Raw genomic sequence first — 15,875 nt, 5'->3', positions numbered from 1 at the left:
CCATTGTTCGTTTGATATGGAGGTATTTTTGTGAGCACGCGTTCGTCACTAAATCGAGGCGTTAAAAGGTCCAGATCGATGCGTACGATAATGATGATGTGAAGCTGAATTATGGTAAGCGTCCTGCCAAGTTACCTTCCGTATTCCAGTATTAAAGGCGATGGTGCCCGCGTATTTTCAAGTGGACGCTATTACCCTTAACCACGCGAGGTGTGTTGGGCAAGCACTATTTCATATCCCACCGCTTGCGAATTGCAGAGAGTATCTACCGGCTCCCGGCATCGCCGAAATAATCATTCTTTGCGACCAGGCCGAGATTATCGGTGAGATCCTGGCCATCTTCGCTGAACAGATGTTGAGTTCGCCGTTCCTGCTTGAGGTAAGCCAATGTTTGGAAGAAGCAATCCTCACACAGGTGCAGCTCATAGCGCTCCCCATCATGGGCAGTGCCATAGCCCCAATGTGCTTGTAGGGTGCCGAACTGATGCCCGCCAGTATCCAAGCGGGTGGAGCAACGGCATACATCGCACACGACGTCTGTAACGGTCTCGACCTCAGCTCTTCCGGTTATTTTCATCGCTGACTCCTACAAATGCCCCTGACTTTCGCTTTCAGCATACAGCCTCCAGGACGGAGCGTAGGCTAGCCGAAGCATTTCAAGACGTTCACCGACTTAACGTAGTTGTAGTCACTCAGTAAGCGTACGGGGAATACGCCTTGCGTAGATCAGCCAGGCATCCTGGGAAATTGCACCTCTCTTGACCAAGCGTTTGCATTGCACTTGACCACCTGTTGGCATCGGATTTGACCAGCCAATTGCATTGGATCTGACCACTCAAAGCACGGCGTAACTGAATAGCTACAAAAACGATGTGGGCGGCATCATCTGCGGCGTGCCATCAATGATGCACATCCAGCCCCAGGTTTTGAGTGCTGGCGTCTTGTTGAACTCTTTCACCAAATCGGCGGCGATCTGCCCTATGTCGATCTGCAGTGCGAACTGCGGCCGCATCGCGTGCATAACATCTACCCCCACATCGCCGGCCAGAAGTTCGCACATCAGTCTGGTGCGTAGCTTCCAAGGAGTTCTTTCCGCGTCGTTCCGGATGCTGAAAGACCATGGTGTCCAGATGGGCCGACGCGCGGCAGTTGGTCGAAGAACGCCAGTGAGCCTGCGCCCAGGGTTGCCGTGAAGGCAGCCGGCAAGCTGAACTTCACCACAACCGACCAATCAGTCTGCTGGGCCATCAGCCCGAGCTTAAAAAGATTGTTGGCGAAGTGCACCACGGCGGTGGCCGCAATAGCGAGCTGCAAGGGGAAGAAAAGGGCAAATACTGGCATCAGCGCTGTCCCTTGACCGAAGCCAGAGAGCAACGTCAGCCCTGAAGCCAGCAGTGCCGCAAAGCCGATCAGAATGAGTTCCATGATGGTCGACCTCAATTATCGATTTACGCTATCGTACATCGATAATTTCATCCAACCCTGTCACAGATCAAGTAATGACCATGACTGAGATCACCAAGACTGACCGTAGCCCTTGGGCTGTTTTTTTGATCTTCCTCTGCTTGGGGCTCACCTCCTTCGGCGGCCCAATCGCACACCTGGGCTATTTCCGCGATGAGTTCGTGGTGCGTCGACAATGGTTGAGCGAGCGCAGCTATGCGGATCTTGTCGCCCTTTGCCAGTTTCTGCCAGGGCCGGCCAGCAGCCAGGTCGGTATCGCGCTCGGTCTGTCGCGCTCTGGCTATCGCGGCGCGCTGGCCGCGTGGCTGGGCTTCACCTTGCCCTCCGCAATTGCCCTGATCCTCTTCGCACTCGGCATCGCCAGTTATGGTGATGCCATGCCTGCTGGCGTGCTGCACGGTTTGAAGGTGGTGGCCGTGGCAGTGGTCGCCCAGGCGGTCTGGGGCATGGCGCGCAATCTGTGTCCCGATGCACCGCGTATTTCCATCATGGCGGCGGCGACCTGCTTCGTGCTGCTCATACCCTCTGCCTGGGGGCAAGTGAGTGTCATCATCCTTGCAGCCATCGTCGGCCTGCTGCTGTTCAAACCGCAACAGGGAGAGGCCCATGATCCACTGCCGATCAGCGTGCGGCGTCGTGTTGGCCTGTTCTGGCTGGCGCTGTTCTTTGCTCTTCTGCTGGGGCTGCCGTTGCTAGCAGCTGTGTTCCCGAATCAGACATTGGCGATGGTGGATGCCTTCTACCGCGCCGGCTCGCTGGTATTCGGTGGCGGGCATGTCGTGCTGCCGCTGTTGCAAGCTGAGGTCGTACCAACAGGCTGGGTCGACAATGATGCATTCCTCGCGGGCTATGGTGCGGCGCAGGCCGTGCCGGGGCCTCTGTTCACCTTTGCAGCCTTTCTCGGCGCCTCGATGAACCAAGCACCAACTGGCTGGCTTGGCGGCCTGATCTGCCTTCTGGCGATCTTTGCGCCGTCTTTCCTGCTGGTGGTGGGTGCCCTGCCGTTCTGGGAACACCTGCGCCGTAACCTGCGCACGCAGGCTGCACTGCTCGGCATCAATGCGGCCGTGGTCGGCCTGCTGCTGGCTGCTCTCTACCAGCCCGTGTGGACGAGTGCGATTCATGGCCCGCAAGACTTCGGCCTGGCCCTTGTGGCACTGGTGGCGTTGATGTTCTGGAAGCTGCCGCCGTGGCTGGTCGTGCTGGGCAGCGGTATCCTAGGCGGGCTGTTGAGCATTGCCCTGTGAGAGGCGGCGAATGACCGACAAAGACCTCTACGGCGGGTTGATCCGCCTGCACATCCTGCACCACGCCGCCGAGGCTCCCATCTTCGGGCTGGCCATCATCGAAGAGTTGCGACACCACGGCTACGAGCTTAGCGCGGGCACGCTGTATCCGATGCTGCACGGTCTGGAAAAGAAAGGTTATCTGCGCTCGCACCATGAGCGTACCGGGCGCCGTGAGCGACGCATGTACGAGATTACCGATGAAGGCCGAGTCGCGTTGGCGGATGCCAAAGTCAAGGTCAGGGAGTTGTTCGGAGAGTTAATCGAAGGGCGCTGATGGCCTTATCCGGAGTGCCTGCGGCCAGCTACTTGCTTTCATGACCGCGCACTGACCGAAAGCAGTGGTCTATTAGCTACGTCCGCTTTTGGCCGATTCTGTTGAAAAAGTCGACCATGGTTTCCGCAGCAGAAAAGTATGCGTCCGAGATTGAAATCTTTACTTTCGGCAGAGGCTTCCGGACTCAGATTTCACGTAGCAGTGTGCAAAAAAGGCGTTTTAACCAGTCAATGACCGGGCTGTTTGGGCGAACCGACTTTTTCAACAGAGTCGGTCGATTTCTGCCGGTCAGGGCGTACCCGTGCGCGGTTCAAATTCGATGCAAACAACTGGTCAAGTCGAGTGCAAACGGGTGGTCAAGTCCATGCAATTACGCAGCATCCACTGATGCGGCAGTAGATGTTCGATCTCACTAGCTTTCTGCGTCGGCAATCGCGTCAGTACATCCTTGAGATATGCGTACGGATCATGCCCGTTCATGCGTGCCGACTGGATCAAACTCATGATCGCTGCCGCTCGTTTGCCACTGCGCAGAGACCCGGCGAACAACCAATTGGAGCGCCCAAGCGCCCATGGTCTGATCGTGTTCTCCACCGGGTTGTTGTCGATGGGTACGGCACCATCATCCAGGTAGCGCATCAGCGCTACCCAGCGTTTCAAGCTGTAATCCAGAGCCTTGGCCGTGGCCGACCCCTCGGGCACGAGGTCGCGCTGAGCCAGCATCCATTCATGTAACTTCTGTGCAATGGGCGCCGCTATTTCTTGGCGTAATCGCCATCGTTCTTCATCGCACATGTCTTTGGCCTGCCGTTCGACTTCGTACAGCCCGCCGATTGAGTGCAGCGCTTGTTCGGCCAACTGGCTTTTGTTCGCTGCATGCAGGTCGAAGAACTTACGGCGGGCATGCGCCATGCAGCCGATTTCGGTGATATCCAGGTCGAAGCTGGCCTTGTAACCCGCGAAGTCATCACAGACCAGCTTGCCGTTCCAGGTGCCCAGGAAGTTGCGCGCATGTTCGCCGGCGCGGCTGGGGCTGAAGTCGTAGACCACCGCCTTGAGGGCCGAGTAAGGCGTCGTGCAATAAGCCCAGACATAAGCTCGATGCGTTTTCTTCTCTCCGGGAGCCAGCATCTGCACCGGAGTTTCATCGGCATGCACGACTCGCTGAGCCAGCACCGCTTCGCGCAGTGCATCCACCAGCGGTTGTAGCTGTACGCCAGTTTGGCCCACCCATTGAGCCAGCGTTGAACGCGGGATCGCCAGGCCTGCACGGCCAAAGATCTTTTCTTGCCGGTACAGCGGCAGATGGTCAGCGAATTTGGCTACCATCACATGCGCCAGTAGGCCTGCGGTCGGGATGCCCTTGTCGATCACCTGGGCCGGCACCGGTGCTTGGATCAGTGTTTCGCACTGGCGGCAGGCCCACTTTCCACGTACATGCTGCTCAACGGTAAACACGCCAGGTGTGTAATCCAGCTTCTCGCTAACGTCTTCGCCGATGCGCTGAAGCTGGCACCCACAGACACACTGGGTGTTCTCTGGCTCGTGACGAATGACGGTACGTGGGAACTGCGGCGGTAGCGGCGCGCGCTTGGGCTTTTGGCGGGGTTCGTCCGACGTTGGGGCGGGACGAAGCGCGTTCAGTTCTGCCTCGATAGCCTCAAGGTCGGTGTTGAGCAAGTCATCCAGCAAGCTGCCTTGCGCTGGGCTGATCTGCTCGCTGCGCTTGGCGAACTTGTGGCGCTTGAGGATGGCAATCTCGTGAGAGAGCTGCTCGATGATCGTCTCGTCACGATGGATTTTTCGCGCCATGGTATCGACCTTCGACAGCAACTGCGCAGCGAGTGCGCGCAGTTGTTCGGGTGTCATTTGGGCGAGATTGGGCGAGGAAGTCATGCCGTGGATTTTACCAAAGCGATCCACCTGCCACAGCTGAAAAGCAAGGCTAAATCACTGTGATTGCGCCGTTAGCGCCAACTCGCTGCCATGGCAAACCGAGCACCAGCGCTTGAAGTTGTTCAGCGTCGAGCCCAACTTCCAAGCCGCGATGAGTGCCAGGCCAGTGAAACTTGCCTTGGTTCAAACGCCTCGCGGCAAGCCAGATGCCCACGCCATCGTGCACCAGCACCTTCATCCGGTTGGCCCGGCGGTTGGCGAACAGATAAGCGCAGTGCGGCTTCGCCGCACCGAACACAGCGACCACGCGGGCCAACGCAGTTTCGGTGCCGGCGCGCATGTCCATGGGCTCGGTGGCTAGCCAGATGGCGTCGATGCGCATCATTGCGAGAGGCTGCGGATAAAACGTGCGCAGCCGTCCGGGTCGGAGATGGGCCATTTTACCGTGATGGATTTGTCGCCCAGCGACAGTGCGATGACCACGGCTTCATCAGCTTGCCGTTTAGGAATCGGTTGCAGCGGTACAAACGCGGGAAGTGGCGCGACGGGTTTATCACGGTAAATCGGCAGCCACTTGCGAATCACGTTGGCATTGATGCCGTGGCTGATGGCGACGCTGGAAACTGAGGCACCGGGTTTCAGGCATTCCTGCACGACCTGGGCCTTAAAGGGTTTGGGATAGGAGCTTCGTTGGCGCATGGAAATCCTAGCGATAAGGGTGATCGCGTCCGCTTAAAATAGGCGGACACCATCGCCCTTAATTCCGGATTTCTGAAGGTGTGTTCTCTGGCCGCTTACGTCACTCATGTTCGCATGGATGGAAATCAGGACGTTGAAGGTCTTTCCCAGGCAGGCAGGGATGAGATGGTGTCCATAACTGCTGTACGTTCGGATTACGCTGCCCGCACCCCTACGTTCGGACTATCGTCAAAGATCATCAAGCAGGGCAGGTGAGCCATCACCCGCGCCACCTGGCCCAGGTTGGCGGCGAATGCCTCGATCAACGGCAGCTCGCTGCGGTAGCGCTGCTGGTGCTGCTCGGCCAGCCCTGCGGGCATGTCCAGTTCGACCCATTGCCATGGCACTGGTGACCACACCAGCAGGTACATGGCCATGACCTCGGCGAAGGTCACCAGGTGGTTGTCGGCGTTGCTGGAGGAGAAGATCGGCTTGCGCTTGCCACCGAAGAAGCGGGCGCGCAGGGTTTCGTTGTGCGCCTGGGCGGGCAGCAGGTCGGCGCGGCGGTAATAGCAGGCCGGGTGGCGGTACAGCGCCTGGCTGTCGCTAACCACGGCGCCTTCCAGCGGTTCGTCGAACAGGCCAAGGCACTCGATCAGCGAATGAATGGCCCGCAACATGGGGCCGGCGACGTCATCGGCGTAGACCTGGTCGCCGGTCATCAGCAGCACAGCCGGGCGTTCTTGCGGTTGCGGGCACGCCTGCAGCAGCCGGTCGGCGCACAGCAGGCCGTCGGCTGCAGGGTGGTGAGGCTTGCGGCAGGAGCCGTGCAGTAAATGGTCCAGGCGGTCACGCAGCACCAGGCTAGGGCGCTGGCGGCCAGGGTAGAGCAGGTGCGGTGCCCACTCGGCGATGCCCAGATCGTCGATGAGCACGTCGTAGTCGAGCTCGACGTTACTGGGCAGGGGCTGAGCGAAGTGAACGTCCAGCAAGTGAATGTAAGCGTGCCGACCGATCGGCACGACCTGGCACTCCAACGTGGCCGTGCCATCGATGACGAGCGCTGGCTGCAAGGGTTGGCTGCCAACCAGCCAGATGGCCAGGCGCTGAGGCTCCAGGCGGCGCAGTACCGGGCCGGCGAGAACGAGGGGCAATGCAGTGGAGGAGGTCATCAACAGCTCTGGTAGCGGGCGGGCCGATTTTTACGGGACAAAGCAAAACGGGCGGAAAATGCTGAACATTTCCCGCCCGTCGAGCAAACCGGATGTGTATCAGGCTTTGTCAGCCATCAGCTTCTCCAGTTTCTCCTGGTCACGAGCAAACTGGCGAATCCCCTCGGCCAGTTTCTCGGTCCCCATGGCGTCTTCATTCATCGCCCAGCGGAACTGGCTTTCGCTCAGTACTTGCCTGGCCTCACCAGCATTGCCAGGCTTGAGCACCCGCGGCAGTTCGCCCTGGTCATCGCTCAGTTGCTGCAGCAGCTCTGGGCTGATGGTCAGGCGATCACAGCCGGCGAGTTGTTCGATCTGGCCGATATTGCGGAAGCTGGCGCCCATGACCACGGTGTCGTAACCATTGGCCTTGTAGTAGTTGTAGATACGCGTGACCGACTGCACACCCGGGTCCTCGGCACCGACGTATTCCTGCCCAGTGCTTTTCTTGTACCAGTCGTAGATACGGCCCACGAACGGCGAAATCAGGAAAACCCCAGCATCGGCGCAGGCTTGTGCCTGGGCGAAGGAGAACAGCAGGGTCAGGTTGGTCTGGATACCTTCCTTCTCCAGTTGCTCGGCGGCGCGGATGCCTTCCCAGGTAGAGGCCAGCTTGATCAGCACACGGTCCCGACCAACACCGGCCTTGTCGTACAGCGCGATCAGTTGGCGGGCTTTGGCCAGCAGCGCCGGCTCGTCGAACGACAGGCGGGCATCCACCTCGGTGGAAATACGCCCAGGAATGGCTTTGAGAATGCCTGCGCCCACGGCCACGGCGAACGTGTCGCAGGCCAGGTCGACATTGCCATTGGCATCGCTTTTGACCTGCTTGAGCAGCTCGGCATAGCCTGGGATGGCGGCGGCCTTGAGCAGCAGGGAAGGGTTGGTGGTGGCATCGACCGGCTTGAGGCGGGTGATGGCGTCCAGGTCCCCGGTGTCGGCGACCACGGTGGTGAACTGCTTGAGTTGTTCCAGCTTGGAGGTCATGGCGTGCTCTGTCCTGTGCAATGACTCGACATTACCCGACCCCCGACGGCCACTCAAGGGCCTGTAGGGTGGTGGGGATTAGCCAACGGTGATGATTCGAGTCACCCGTTGGCATGAGGTTCCCCACCGCCTCTCAACGGTTGTGCTCAACGCCCCTGCAGCAACGCCGCCGCTTGATCGAACACCACCAGCGGCTGCGCCGCCTTGTGAATGTCTGCCGAGAGCAGCTGGCGGAACCGCCGCGCCCCCGAGAACCCTTGTGCCAGCCCCAGGATATGCCGCGTGATGTGATGCATCGCTCCGCCGCTTTCCATGTGCGCGACGATATATGGTCGCAACTGCGCCATTGCCTCGCTGCGGCTGACCACCGGCGCATCACTGCCAAACAGCTGCTGGTCGACGTCGGCCAGCAAGTAAGGGTTGTGGTACGCCTCACGCCCCAGCATCACGCCATCGAACGCCTGCAGGTGCGTCTGGCATTCAGCCAAGGTTTTGATGCCACCATTGAGCACGATTTCCAGGTCCGGGAAGTCCGCCTTCAATTGCGCGGCCACATCGTAACGCAACGGCGGAATTTCACGGTTTTCCTTGGGCGAGAGCCCTTCGAGAATGGCAATCCGTGCATGCACGGTGAAGCTGCGGCAGCCTGCCTCGCGCACCTGGCCGACGAAATCGCACAGTTCGGCATAGCTGTCCCGCCCGTTGATGCCAATGCGGTGCTTGACCGTTACTGGCGTCGCTACCGCATCACGCATGGCCTTGACGCAATCGGCCACCAGCGCCGGGTGCGCCATCAGGCAGGCACCGATCATGTTGTTCTGCACCCGGTCGCTCGGGCAGCCGACGTTGAGGTTGACCTCGTCGTAGCCCGCCTCTTCGGCCAGGCGAGCACAGGCCGCCAGATCGGCCGGCACGCTGCCACCCAGTTGCAGGGCCAGCGGGTGCTCGGAGACGTCGTGGCGCAGGAAACGGTGGGCGTCGTTGTGGAGCAGGGCGCCGGTGGTGACCATTTCGGTGTAGAGCAGGGTGTGCTTGGACAGCAGGCGCAGGAAGAACCGGCAGTGGCGGTCGGTCCAGTCCATCATCGGAGCAACAGAAAACCGCCTTACTACCGTATCCATTGGTCGGACCGCGTTTTCTGGTGTTTCGGGGTGCATTCGGGTTTCTCTCATTCTCTATCGTTTACCACCTTTTTTGCTTATTCTCCAAACCCCGTTGCTGAATTTCAGCAAAGGCATCGGAGGATTTAGCAAAATGGGCACTATCACTACCCGCAAAAGGAAAGACGGGTCTACCACCTACGACGCCCAGATCAGGATCATGCGCAAGGGCGTGAAAGTCTATCAGGAAAGCCAGACCTTCGATCGGAAGACTACGGCCCAGGCCTGGATCCGAAAGCGCGAGGCCGAACTGCACGAGCCGGGCGCGATCGAGAAGGCCAACCGGAGCGGGGTAACCGTCCGTCACATGGTGGAGAAGTACCTCGACCAGTACGAAAAGCTCAGGCCGCTGGGCAAGACCAAGCGCGCCACCTTGCTGGCCATCAAGGAAACTTGGCTGGGCGATGTCATCGACAGCGAACTGACCAGCCAGAAGCTGGTGGACTACGCCATGTGGCGCATGGAGAAGGACGGCATTCAGGCGCAGACCGTGGGCAACGACTTGGCCCACCTCGGCGCCGTGCTGTCTGTTGCTCGGCCGGCCTGGGGGTATGAGGTCGACCCGCACGCCATGCCCGACGCACGGAAAGTGCTGCGCAAGATGGGCGCGGTCACCCGGAGTCGTGAGCGTAACCGGCGACCGACTCTGGCCGAACTCGAGAAGATCCTGAAGTACTTCGAGGAGATGCGCGACCGCCGAAAGCAGGAGATCGACATGCTGCGGGTGGTGCTGTTCGCACTGTTTTCCACCCGTCGCCAGGAGGAGATAACGCGCATTCGCTGGGGCGCACTGAACGAGAAGGACCAGTCGGCCCTGATCACCGACATGAAGAACCCGGGCCAGAAGTACGGGAACGACGTGTGGTGTCACTTGCCAGACGAGGCATGGATGATCCTGCAGTCTATGCCGCGGGTTGCTGATGAGGTGTTCCCGTACAACTCGAAGTCGATATCGGCCTCGTTCACCCGGGCCTGCAATTTCCTGGAGATGGACGACCTGCACTTTCACGACCTGCGCCACGATGGCGTGAGCCGACTATTCGAAATGGGGTGGGATATCCCGAAGGTGGCCTCTGTTTCCGGTCACCGGGATTGGAACTCGATGCGGCGCTATACGCACCTGCGGGGGAATGGCGATCCATATAAAGGATGGGAATGGATCGAGAAGGTGATAACGGGCCCCGTGATCGAGGCCCAGAAGAGGATCAAGAGACGCGTCGAAGACCGCGACCCATGAGCTTGTCGTGCTCGGTCTTGGCCTTTTGGTGCTGCTCGTCGAGGTAGGTGGCCAGGTCGTTCAGGTGAACGCCCCGGGCTGACTTCTGGCTGCTCTCCATGCAGACCAGCGGAAGGTTTATCTCGCCACGAGCGACCTTGCCCTTCATCTTCTCCGGGGTCAGGTGGCTGAAATAGTCGAGGCACACGCGCTCGAGCGGGATAATTGCCTGGCCGCCATACTGCGCCATGAGCAGGAAATGGGTGTTCATGTTGGTCTCCACGCCGCCGGTGGCGGCAGTTCGGTGGTCAGGTCGTAGCCTGGGCGATGGTCTGCTCGAAGCGCGATGCCAGTTCGGCGTTGACCTCGGCCTTTGCCAGGCTGTCGGCGGTGCCCTTGGCACGGTGCAGGGCTTCGTACTTGCGCAGCTGGGCAGCGGCTTCGATCAGATCCCTCAGCAGCAGGGGCGCCGCGGCGATCAGCTTGGCGTTGGCCCGGCGCAGATCCCGGCTGAGTTCAGCAGGTCCGATATCGGTGAAGGTCACGCAGTCGCCGCAATCAGCGATCATCCAGCCGTCAGAGGGGAGCGCCTTCACGCCATCACCACTGTCGGCGCCGAGGCCGGTGAAGACCTCGGTTTCGTTCAGGACTTCCCATGGGCCGGGCGTGTGTTTGTGTTTCGTCATGGCAATAGCTCTCCATGCCCGCGCATGTCGGCGGGCTTGAGTTGTAGGTTGAGGGGTTAGGCTGGAATCAGCCGTAGTCGAAGTCGTATTCGGCGAAGCAGGGGGCACACAGCGGACGCTGGCCTCGCTGTGCCCATGCCGAGGCCTTTAGCAGCCAGCGGCTCTTGTCGACGAACCGGCCACAGTCGCGGCAGTGGGTGTGATGGTCCTCGGCCTTGAGCAGCGCGAATTGGGCGATGCGCTGGCGCGCTTCCTCGGCGAGCAGATTTTTGAAGTGCTCCTGCTCTTCCTTTTCCGTCATGTGTGGGTAGATCTTGCTCATCTCAGTCATCGCGTCCCCCCTGTAGATCAGGTAGGCCATGTAGGCGAGGGCGATCATGGCTTCCACCTCTTGCCGACGCGGTACACCATCATCATGTTGTGATGGAGTGGAACCTTGAGGACGTGGTCGAAAAACTCGCCCTTTCCAGAGATGAACCCGGTAGGCACCTTGGTTCCCCCGGCACCGAATTCACGCCAGCATTCTTCTCCGCCGTTCTTTTCCCAGTAGGCACGCTCGCGCTTTGGAATCTCATCGTAGGTTTTTTCGAACACCGAGATATCCGGGATATCGCAGATCCGGCGCCATGCGGGATTGCGTTTGCACCATTCAGCGGCATGCTGAGAGGCTTGATCGACAGAGTAGAATTCCTTGGTGCTTTGTTCGGTCATGGCATCAGCTCCTTGGGCACCTGGACGGTATCGCCAAACCGGGCGGATACGATGGCGCGGCAGGCGGCGATCAGGGCGTTCTCACCGGCCTGGCAAAACTCCCCCTTGTTAGTGATCACCCATCCGGCCCAAACATCGTCGGTGCTCTGCGGGCAATGCAGGCTGACCATGCGCTCCTCGATCAGTCGTCCGCCCAGAGCCCAGTCTTCCCACGGGTTGTAGCGTTTAGTGTGCTCGATGGCCTGGCCCTGGTACCGTGCGAACACCCGCCTGGGGTTGCCGTACTGCGGCGGGACCAGTTCAAGGTTCAGCCCTTCGGCTTTGCCAACGGCCCAGCCCAGCGCTTCGCCCACCAGGTCTGCCGTCTTCACTTCGATCAGGTCGGTCATCGCTGCACCGCCTGCCAGAAAGGACCCTTGTTGGTCACCAATCCCTTTCGCTTCAGGCGCTGGCATGCCTTGCTGATCTCTTCCCGAGATTCGCGGATGGCGCCGCGCATGGCGTGGGCCGTTGATCCCTCTATGCCGATCAAGTGCCCCAGAACTCGCTCATCTGTCCCGCCAACGAGCATGCCCTGGCCATACTTGGCAGCCACAGTTGCAACTGCCAAGCGCAGTGCGCTCATCCGGGCGCCGGGTTCGTCTGCATGCGACACCTCACTTTGCTTGAAACCGACATAAGGAACATGAGCTGTGGCCCGAGCGAGGTGGTGCAAGCAGCAGATGTCCATCCTGAGCTTTGCGATGATGAGCATCGTCTGCCGGTCATCCCGCATCGGCAGCCAAACCTCCCGGCCTGTCTCCGGATCGTCGTAGTAGAAGGCGTCACTGCCGCGCCGGTACTCCAGCTCGAAGCCCATAGCCTTGGCCGACAGCTGAATGATGTCGTCTTCTGTCACAGCTCATACCTCTCATCAATCCAGCGCCCAGGCGCCAGTGCGGGTGTAGGTTCGGGTTGTGTTTCGTGCGGGGAGAGCTGGCGCTGGTAGCCGGCCTGCAGCTGGCTGTCGGGGATGCAGCTGATGCCGACCCCGTTGAGCAGGTAGCAGGTGACGCCGCGCTGGCTGTCGTGCTGCACGTCGATTACGTTCTCGGTTGCGCTGGCGCCGGTGGCCAGCAGCAGGAGGCAGAGGGCGAGGCGGGTCATAGTCAGCAGTCCCAGGTCAGTTCTTTGATGTAGTCACCGCCCGAGCACAGATGCTCGTCGTTGATAGCATCTGCACCGTTGAGATCTTCCAGAGCGGCCTTGGCACGCTCGATCGCTAACTGGGCATGGCCCATCTGGCGGCGCTTGCGCACCTTGTAGCTATGGAGCGCGTGAGATTTTTCAGGGTAAGCGAACCGGCGACCGGACAACTTCAGTACGCGCTTCGCATACTTCGGCATGGTCCCGCGCTTCAAGTGCTCGAGGGCCACATACTCATAGGACGGCGGAACGATCCAGTAACAGTGCTCGCTTTCTCGGATCACGACGAAGCGTTTGCAAACGATGGTCACCCCTTTGGGGCTTATCTCGTCGATGTACCGGAAGTGGTCCGGCCACGCTGATTTGGTTTCTTCAGGCACAGTCGTTCCTTGGCCGCCATATCGCGGCAGTGAATAGAGGGGAGAGGGGTTACAGCTGAGTGGAGTACAAATGTGCTCCGGTCAGGATTTGGCGCCGGCCAGTTCGGTCTTGCCGCCGCACGCATCGCACGCGCGGTCAGTTGGTTGCTCCACCTGGCATGCTTGGCACGACCAGGTCGGCGAGCTTGGTCCTGCGCTGGCGGATAGGGCTTTGTAGTCCTTGGCGATGCCTTCGACGACTTCGGCATATGGGTGGTCATGCCAGAACTTGGCGTGATCAACGACGCGATCCAGCAGCGAATCCCGCTCGGCCAGCATCTCGCCGGCCTCATGCAGGTCGTTGTGCAGCTGGGTAAAAGCTGCCTCGACCTTGCTGGATACATCGCCGGTACCGACATGCTCCGCCCATTCTCGCTCGGCAACCATATCGGCCATGGCCTCGCACTCGGCAAGCTCGGCTATCGCCGCCATCGTTTCGCTCTCGGCGAGTTCGGTAGCGGTGCGATCGGTCATCGGGCCCAGCCCAACAATCTGCAGCCCAGTCTCTGCTGCATCCCTCTCTGCCTCTTCTTTGGTCCACCAGAAGGCAGTACCAACCATCCAGGCTATTGGCTCGGGGTGGGGCTGTGGGGCTGGCTCATCGCAGGGATCGCAGAGATGCTGGATGGCTTGTTCCTGAAGTTCGTCGAGCGGCATCTGCAGAAGGGCGACGCTGTTAAGCCACTCGCGCGGAACGCTTACCATCTCTGTGTTGCTGGATCGGTTTTCTGTGGGCATGGGTAACTCCGGATCAGGCAGCCTTGTGACTTTCGGGTGTCCAGTCGGCCCAGCCAATGAGGGGCATTCTGGTCTTGGGGTTGAGGATCTTCTTGCCCTTCTCATCGAGCAGGGCTGCTTTGCAGCGGATCTTGAGGTCACGGCATGCGCCGGCGCGCTTGGCTAGATCGATGAACTGCTGGGCATGCTGCGGGGTGTCGAATAGCGTGCTGAGCTGTTTGACTCGTTCCCCAGCCATCGTGGCATCGGCGTTGCGCTTGACCGCGTCGTCCCACTCGGCTGGTGAAAGGTCCACGGGGGGGCAACCGATCTTTCCGCTGGGGCGTGTGGTCCTGGTCTTCTTCTTTGCTTCGGCGAGTGCCGCGCTCGCGGTCATGCCGAACACTGCGAATGTGCTCATGGTGATCTCCAGGCAGGCGCCGCCCTCGCCGGGGAGGCGTTATCGTTGAATAGGGGAAGGCGCTGGCGGGCAGCGCGGGTCAGGCGGCAGCGGCCTGCTCTTTGATCGCCATGATTGCGTTGGCTGCGTGGCGAACGTAGAACAGCCGGGCCATCAGGTTCGGGCATGGCTTGCTGATCTTGGTCTCCCAGAGGTCGCTTCCGCCGAGCAGCGACTCATTGCTCTGGAGGAAATCGTAGGCAAGCACCAGTTCGGTATCCCGGCCTTCGGCGAAGGTCTCGATCTCGTCAATCACGTCGGCCAGGTCGTCGAATGACAAGCGCTCGTCTGCTTCGGCCTGCTCTCGCAGCCACTCGCCCAACTGCTCAGCCTGCTCCAGCGTGGCGCCACGGTCGGGGATGTCGGCCATCCACGCCGGGATCTGGTCGGCATCGAACACCTCGTCAATTCGGCCAACGATGCAGCTGCAGACCGTGTCGCGGATGCTGTCGAAGTCGATCACCTCGCGCTTACAGGTGCTTTCCAGTTTTTCGTGAAGGTATCCGTCGCTCTGGTGGCGCAGGAAGTTGATGCCGTAGTCGGCGCCGACATGCCACAGAAGCCCATCGATATCGCCGAACATCGACATGCCGTAGGCGGTGACGCATATGTCGAAGTGGTAGACCCGGGTGCCAGGCTGCTGGCAGCGCCAAACCTCGACGCCGTTCTCATTCACCAGCTGGGTGTATTGGTGCTGGGCCAGGTCTTCGGCGACGCGCGCGGCGAGTTCAGAGCGTTCTTGGTCTTTCATGGCTTTCTCCATGCATGCGCCGCCCTCCGTGGCCGGATGCGGCATGGTGGCAATTTGGTTTGAGATGGGGTATTACGGTGAATTTGGCCGAGCTAAGGGATGCATTGAAATGGGTAAAGTTGAACTGGATGGCCTGGATCCTAGCCTTGAACCGGACGGGGAAAAGCTGCACCGTGTTGCAAGGGCTACCTTGGGTGCCGTACCCATAATCGGAAGCCCGCTTTTAGAGATTTTCAATTCGATACTTGAGTCGCCTCTTAACAAACGGAGCACTGAAACTATGCTTAAAATTGGTGAAACGCTGAACGAGTTGATCGAGAAAGGTGTAGTAACTGAGGAAGGGCTTCAGGAAAACGATGCTTTTATCAGCACAGTTGCCGAGGTTTGCAATATCTCACTCAGGAATCACCAAGCTGAAAAACTTGAAGCGCTACGTAATGCAGTGAAGAACTCAGCGCTGCCTACCTGCCCATCTGAAGATTATCGTCAGCTGTTTCTAAACTTTGTCGACGTTTGTACCGTGACCCACATAAAGCTTCTGAAGCTTTTTCAAAACCCACAGATGTGGGCATCTGAAAACGGAATATCATTCCCCAATAATTGGCTTTCAGGACCTTTGTCTCAGATGGTCGAATTTGCTTATCCTGAATTAAAAGGACAAAGCGAAATTTACTCGTCAATATGGACGGATCTCTATCAGAGAGGCCTGACAACCACTGAGCGTCTGAGCTCTGGGATGAGTCGAGATGGAATGATGGCTAGACGCACAAT

23 protein-coding genes and 1 pseudogene are annotated in these 15,875 nt (G+C 59.5%); 4 read left to right on the top strand and 20 right to left on the bottom strand.

What is annotated here, in order from left to right:
- Positions 1–265: 265 nt before the first annotated feature.
- The 3 genes from APH34_RS29120 to APH34_RS30145 form a co-directional block, all read right to left on the bottom strand.
- Positions 266–577 (bottom strand): hypothetical protein, encoded by a 312-nt coding sequence (locus APH34_RS29120; RefSeq protein WP_080604804.1) that lies wholly within the window; start codon positions 575–577, stop codon positions 266–268.
- Positions 578–859: 282 nt separating this feature from the next.
- Entirely contained in the window at positions 860–1,060 is a 201-nt protein-coding gene (locus tag APH34_RS27545) for a hypothetical protein (protein WP_016711371.1), read from the bottom strand.
- Complete coding sequence (locus tag APH34_RS30145) at positions 1,060–1,425, bottom strand: hypothetical protein (RefSeq protein ID WP_013970866.1); 366 nt, start codon at positions 1,423–1,425, stop codon at positions 1,060–1,062. Before APH34_RS30145 ends, APH34_RS27545 begins: the two co-directional genes overlap by 1 nt.
- An 80-nt stretch (positions 1,426–1,505) precedes the next feature.
- Here APH34_RS30145 and chrA point away from each other — a divergent pair, with 80 nt between their 5' ends.
- Both chrA and APH34_RS27530 read left to right on the top strand, forming a co-directional pair.
- A complete protein-coding gene (chrA, locus tag APH34_RS27535; protein ID WP_029380191.1) occupies positions 1,506–2,711 on the top strand; it encodes a chromate efflux transporter in 1,206 nt (401 codons plus the stop codon).
- Between the two features lie 10 nt (positions 2,712–2,721).
- On the top strand, positions 2,722–3,027 hold the full coding sequence (locus APH34_RS27530) for a PadR family transcriptional regulator (RefSeq protein ID WP_009405714.1): 306 nt from the start codon (positions 2,722–2,724) through the stop codon (positions 3,025–3,027).
- A 333-nt stretch (positions 3,028–3,360) separates the two neighbouring features.
- On the opposite strand, the gene APH34_RS27525 is transcribed toward APH34_RS27530, so the two are convergent.
- The 6 genes and pseudogenes from APH34_RS27525 to dusA form a co-directional block, all read right to left on the bottom strand.
- Positions 3,361–4,923, bottom strand: coding sequence for an IS66 family transposase (locus tag APH34_RS27525; protein WP_009405712.1), 1,563 nt, complete (start codon positions 4,921–4,923; stop codon positions 3,361–3,363).
- 49 nt (positions 4,924–4,972) lie between these two features.
- The gene (gene tnpB / locus APH34_RS30140) at positions 4,973–5,308 is read right to left on the bottom strand and encodes an IS66 family insertion sequence element accessory protein TnpB (protein ID WP_009405710.1); all 336 of its coding nucleotides are present in this window, start codon (positions 5,306–5,308) and stop codon (positions 4,973–4,975) included.
- The gene (locus APH34_RS27515) at positions 5,305–5,622 is read right to left on the bottom strand and encodes a transposase (RefSeq protein WP_009405708.1); all 318 of its coding nucleotides are present in this window, start codon (positions 5,620–5,622) and stop codon (positions 5,305–5,307) included. The genes tnpB and APH34_RS27515 overlap by 4 nt, the downstream gene beginning before the upstream one ends.
- A 224-nt stretch (positions 5,623–5,846) precedes the next feature.
- A pseudogene (locus APH34_RS27510) lies at positions 5,847–6,773 on the bottom strand (alkaline phosphatase family protein); the annotation flags it as partial.
- A gap of 99 nt (positions 6,774–6,872) precedes the next feature.
- Positions 6,873–7,799 carry a transaldolase gene (gene tal / locus APH34_RS27505; protein ID WP_054903722.1) on the bottom strand — a complete coding sequence of 309 codons (927 nt, stop codon included), beginning with the start codon at positions 7,797–7,799 and terminating at the stop codon, positions 6,873–6,875.
- Between the two features lie 146 nt (positions 7,800–7,945).
- Positions 7,946–8,956, bottom strand: a complete 1,011-nt coding sequence (gene dusA, locus APH34_RS27500; protein WP_371263333.1) for a tRNA dihydrouridine(20/20a) synthase DusA — start codon at positions 8,954–8,956, stop codon at positions 7,946–7,948.
- A 97-nt stretch (positions 8,957–9,053) separates the two neighbouring features.
- Here dusA and APH34_RS27495 point away from each other — a divergent pair, with 97 nt between their 5' ends.
- Positions 9,054–10,196: a site-specific integrase gene (locus tag APH34_RS27495; protein ID WP_054903720.1), complete on the top strand. Its 1,143-nt coding sequence runs from the start codon at positions 9,054–9,056 to the stop codon at positions 10,194–10,196.
- On the opposite strand, the gene APH34_RS27490 is transcribed toward APH34_RS27495, so the two are convergent.
- The 11 genes from APH34_RS27490 to APH34_RS27440 all read right to left on the bottom strand — a co-directional run bounded on the left by APH34_RS27490 (position 10,165) and on the right by APH34_RS27440 (position 15,104).
- On the bottom strand, positions 10,165–10,446 hold the full coding sequence (locus APH34_RS27490; RefSeq protein ID WP_054903719.1) for a pyocin activator PrtN family protein: 282 nt from the start codon (positions 10,444–10,446) through the stop codon (positions 10,165–10,167). The two genes, APH34_RS27495 and APH34_RS27490, sit on opposite strands and share 32 nt — an antisense overlap.
- A 37-nt stretch (positions 10,447–10,483) precedes the next feature.
- Positions 10,484–10,861 carry a hypothetical protein gene (locus APH34_RS27485; RefSeq protein WP_054903718.1) on the bottom strand — a complete coding sequence of 126 codons (378 nt, stop codon included), beginning with the start codon at positions 10,859–10,861 and terminating at the stop codon, positions 10,484–10,486.
- Between the two features lie 67 nt (positions 10,862–10,928).
- Positions 10,929–11,240 carry a hypothetical protein gene (locus APH34_RS27480; RefSeq protein ID WP_054903717.1) on the bottom strand — a complete coding sequence of 104 codons (312 nt, stop codon included), beginning with the start codon at positions 11,238–11,240 and terminating at the stop codon, positions 10,929–10,931.
- Positions 11,237–11,572, bottom strand: a complete 336-nt coding sequence (locus APH34_RS27475; RefSeq protein WP_027609605.1) for a hypothetical protein — start codon at positions 11,570–11,572, stop codon at positions 11,237–11,239. Before APH34_RS27475 ends, APH34_RS27480 begins: the two co-directional genes overlap by 4 nt.
- On the bottom strand, positions 11,569–11,961 hold the full coding sequence (locus APH34_RS27470; RefSeq protein WP_054903716.1) for a DUF2591 domain-containing protein: 393 nt from the start codon (positions 11,959–11,961) through the stop codon (positions 11,569–11,571). Before APH34_RS27470 ends, APH34_RS27475 begins: the two co-directional genes overlap by 4 nt.
- Positions 11,958–12,470, bottom strand: coding sequence for a hypothetical protein (locus APH34_RS27465; RefSeq protein WP_054903684.1), 513 nt, complete (start codon positions 12,468–12,470; stop codon positions 11,958–11,960). The genes APH34_RS27470 and APH34_RS27465 overlap by 4 nt, the downstream gene beginning before the upstream one ends.
- The gene (locus APH34_RS27460; protein ID WP_054903715.1) at positions 12,467–12,718 is read right to left on the bottom strand and encodes a hypothetical protein; all 252 of its coding nucleotides are present in this window, start codon (positions 12,716–12,718) and stop codon (positions 12,467–12,469) included. Before APH34_RS27460 ends, APH34_RS27465 begins: the two co-directional genes overlap by 4 nt.
- Positions 12,719–12,720: 2 nt before the next feature.
- The gene (locus tag APH34_RS27455; RefSeq protein WP_054903714.1) at positions 12,721–13,137 is read right to left on the bottom strand and encodes a hypothetical protein; all 417 of its coding nucleotides are present in this window, start codon (positions 13,135–13,137) and stop codon (positions 12,721–12,723) included.
- A gap of 81 nt (positions 13,138–13,218) precedes the next feature.
- Positions 13,219–13,914: a hypothetical protein gene (locus APH34_RS27450; protein WP_082422912.1), complete on the bottom strand. Its 696-nt coding sequence runs from the start codon at positions 13,912–13,914 to the stop codon at positions 13,219–13,221.
- Between the two features lie 13 nt (positions 13,915–13,927).
- The gene (locus APH34_RS27445) at positions 13,928–14,314 is read right to left on the bottom strand and encodes a hypothetical protein (protein ID WP_054903713.1); all 387 of its coding nucleotides are present in this window, start codon (positions 14,312–14,314) and stop codon (positions 13,928–13,930) included.
- A 79-nt stretch (positions 14,315–14,393) separates the two neighbouring features.
- Entirely contained in the window at positions 14,394–15,104 is a 711-nt protein-coding gene (locus APH34_RS27440; RefSeq protein ID WP_054903712.1) for a hypothetical protein, read from the bottom strand.
- 10 nt (positions 15,105–15,114) lie between these two features.
- On the opposite strand from APH34_RS27440, the gene APH34_RS27435 reads away from it, so the two are divergent.
- Positions 15,115–15,875 (top strand): hypothetical protein (locus APH34_RS27435; protein ID WP_256215975.1); only part of this gene is annotated, 761 nt, incomplete at its 3' end.

This window comes from Pseudomonas sp. NBRC 111131, assembly GCF_001320525.1.
GTDB lineage: Bacteria > Pseudomonadota > Gammaproteobacteria > Pseudomonadales > Pseudomonadaceae > Aquipseudomonas > Aquipseudomonas ceruminis.
This window is presented reverse-complemented; position numbering and strand designations above follow the sequence as displayed.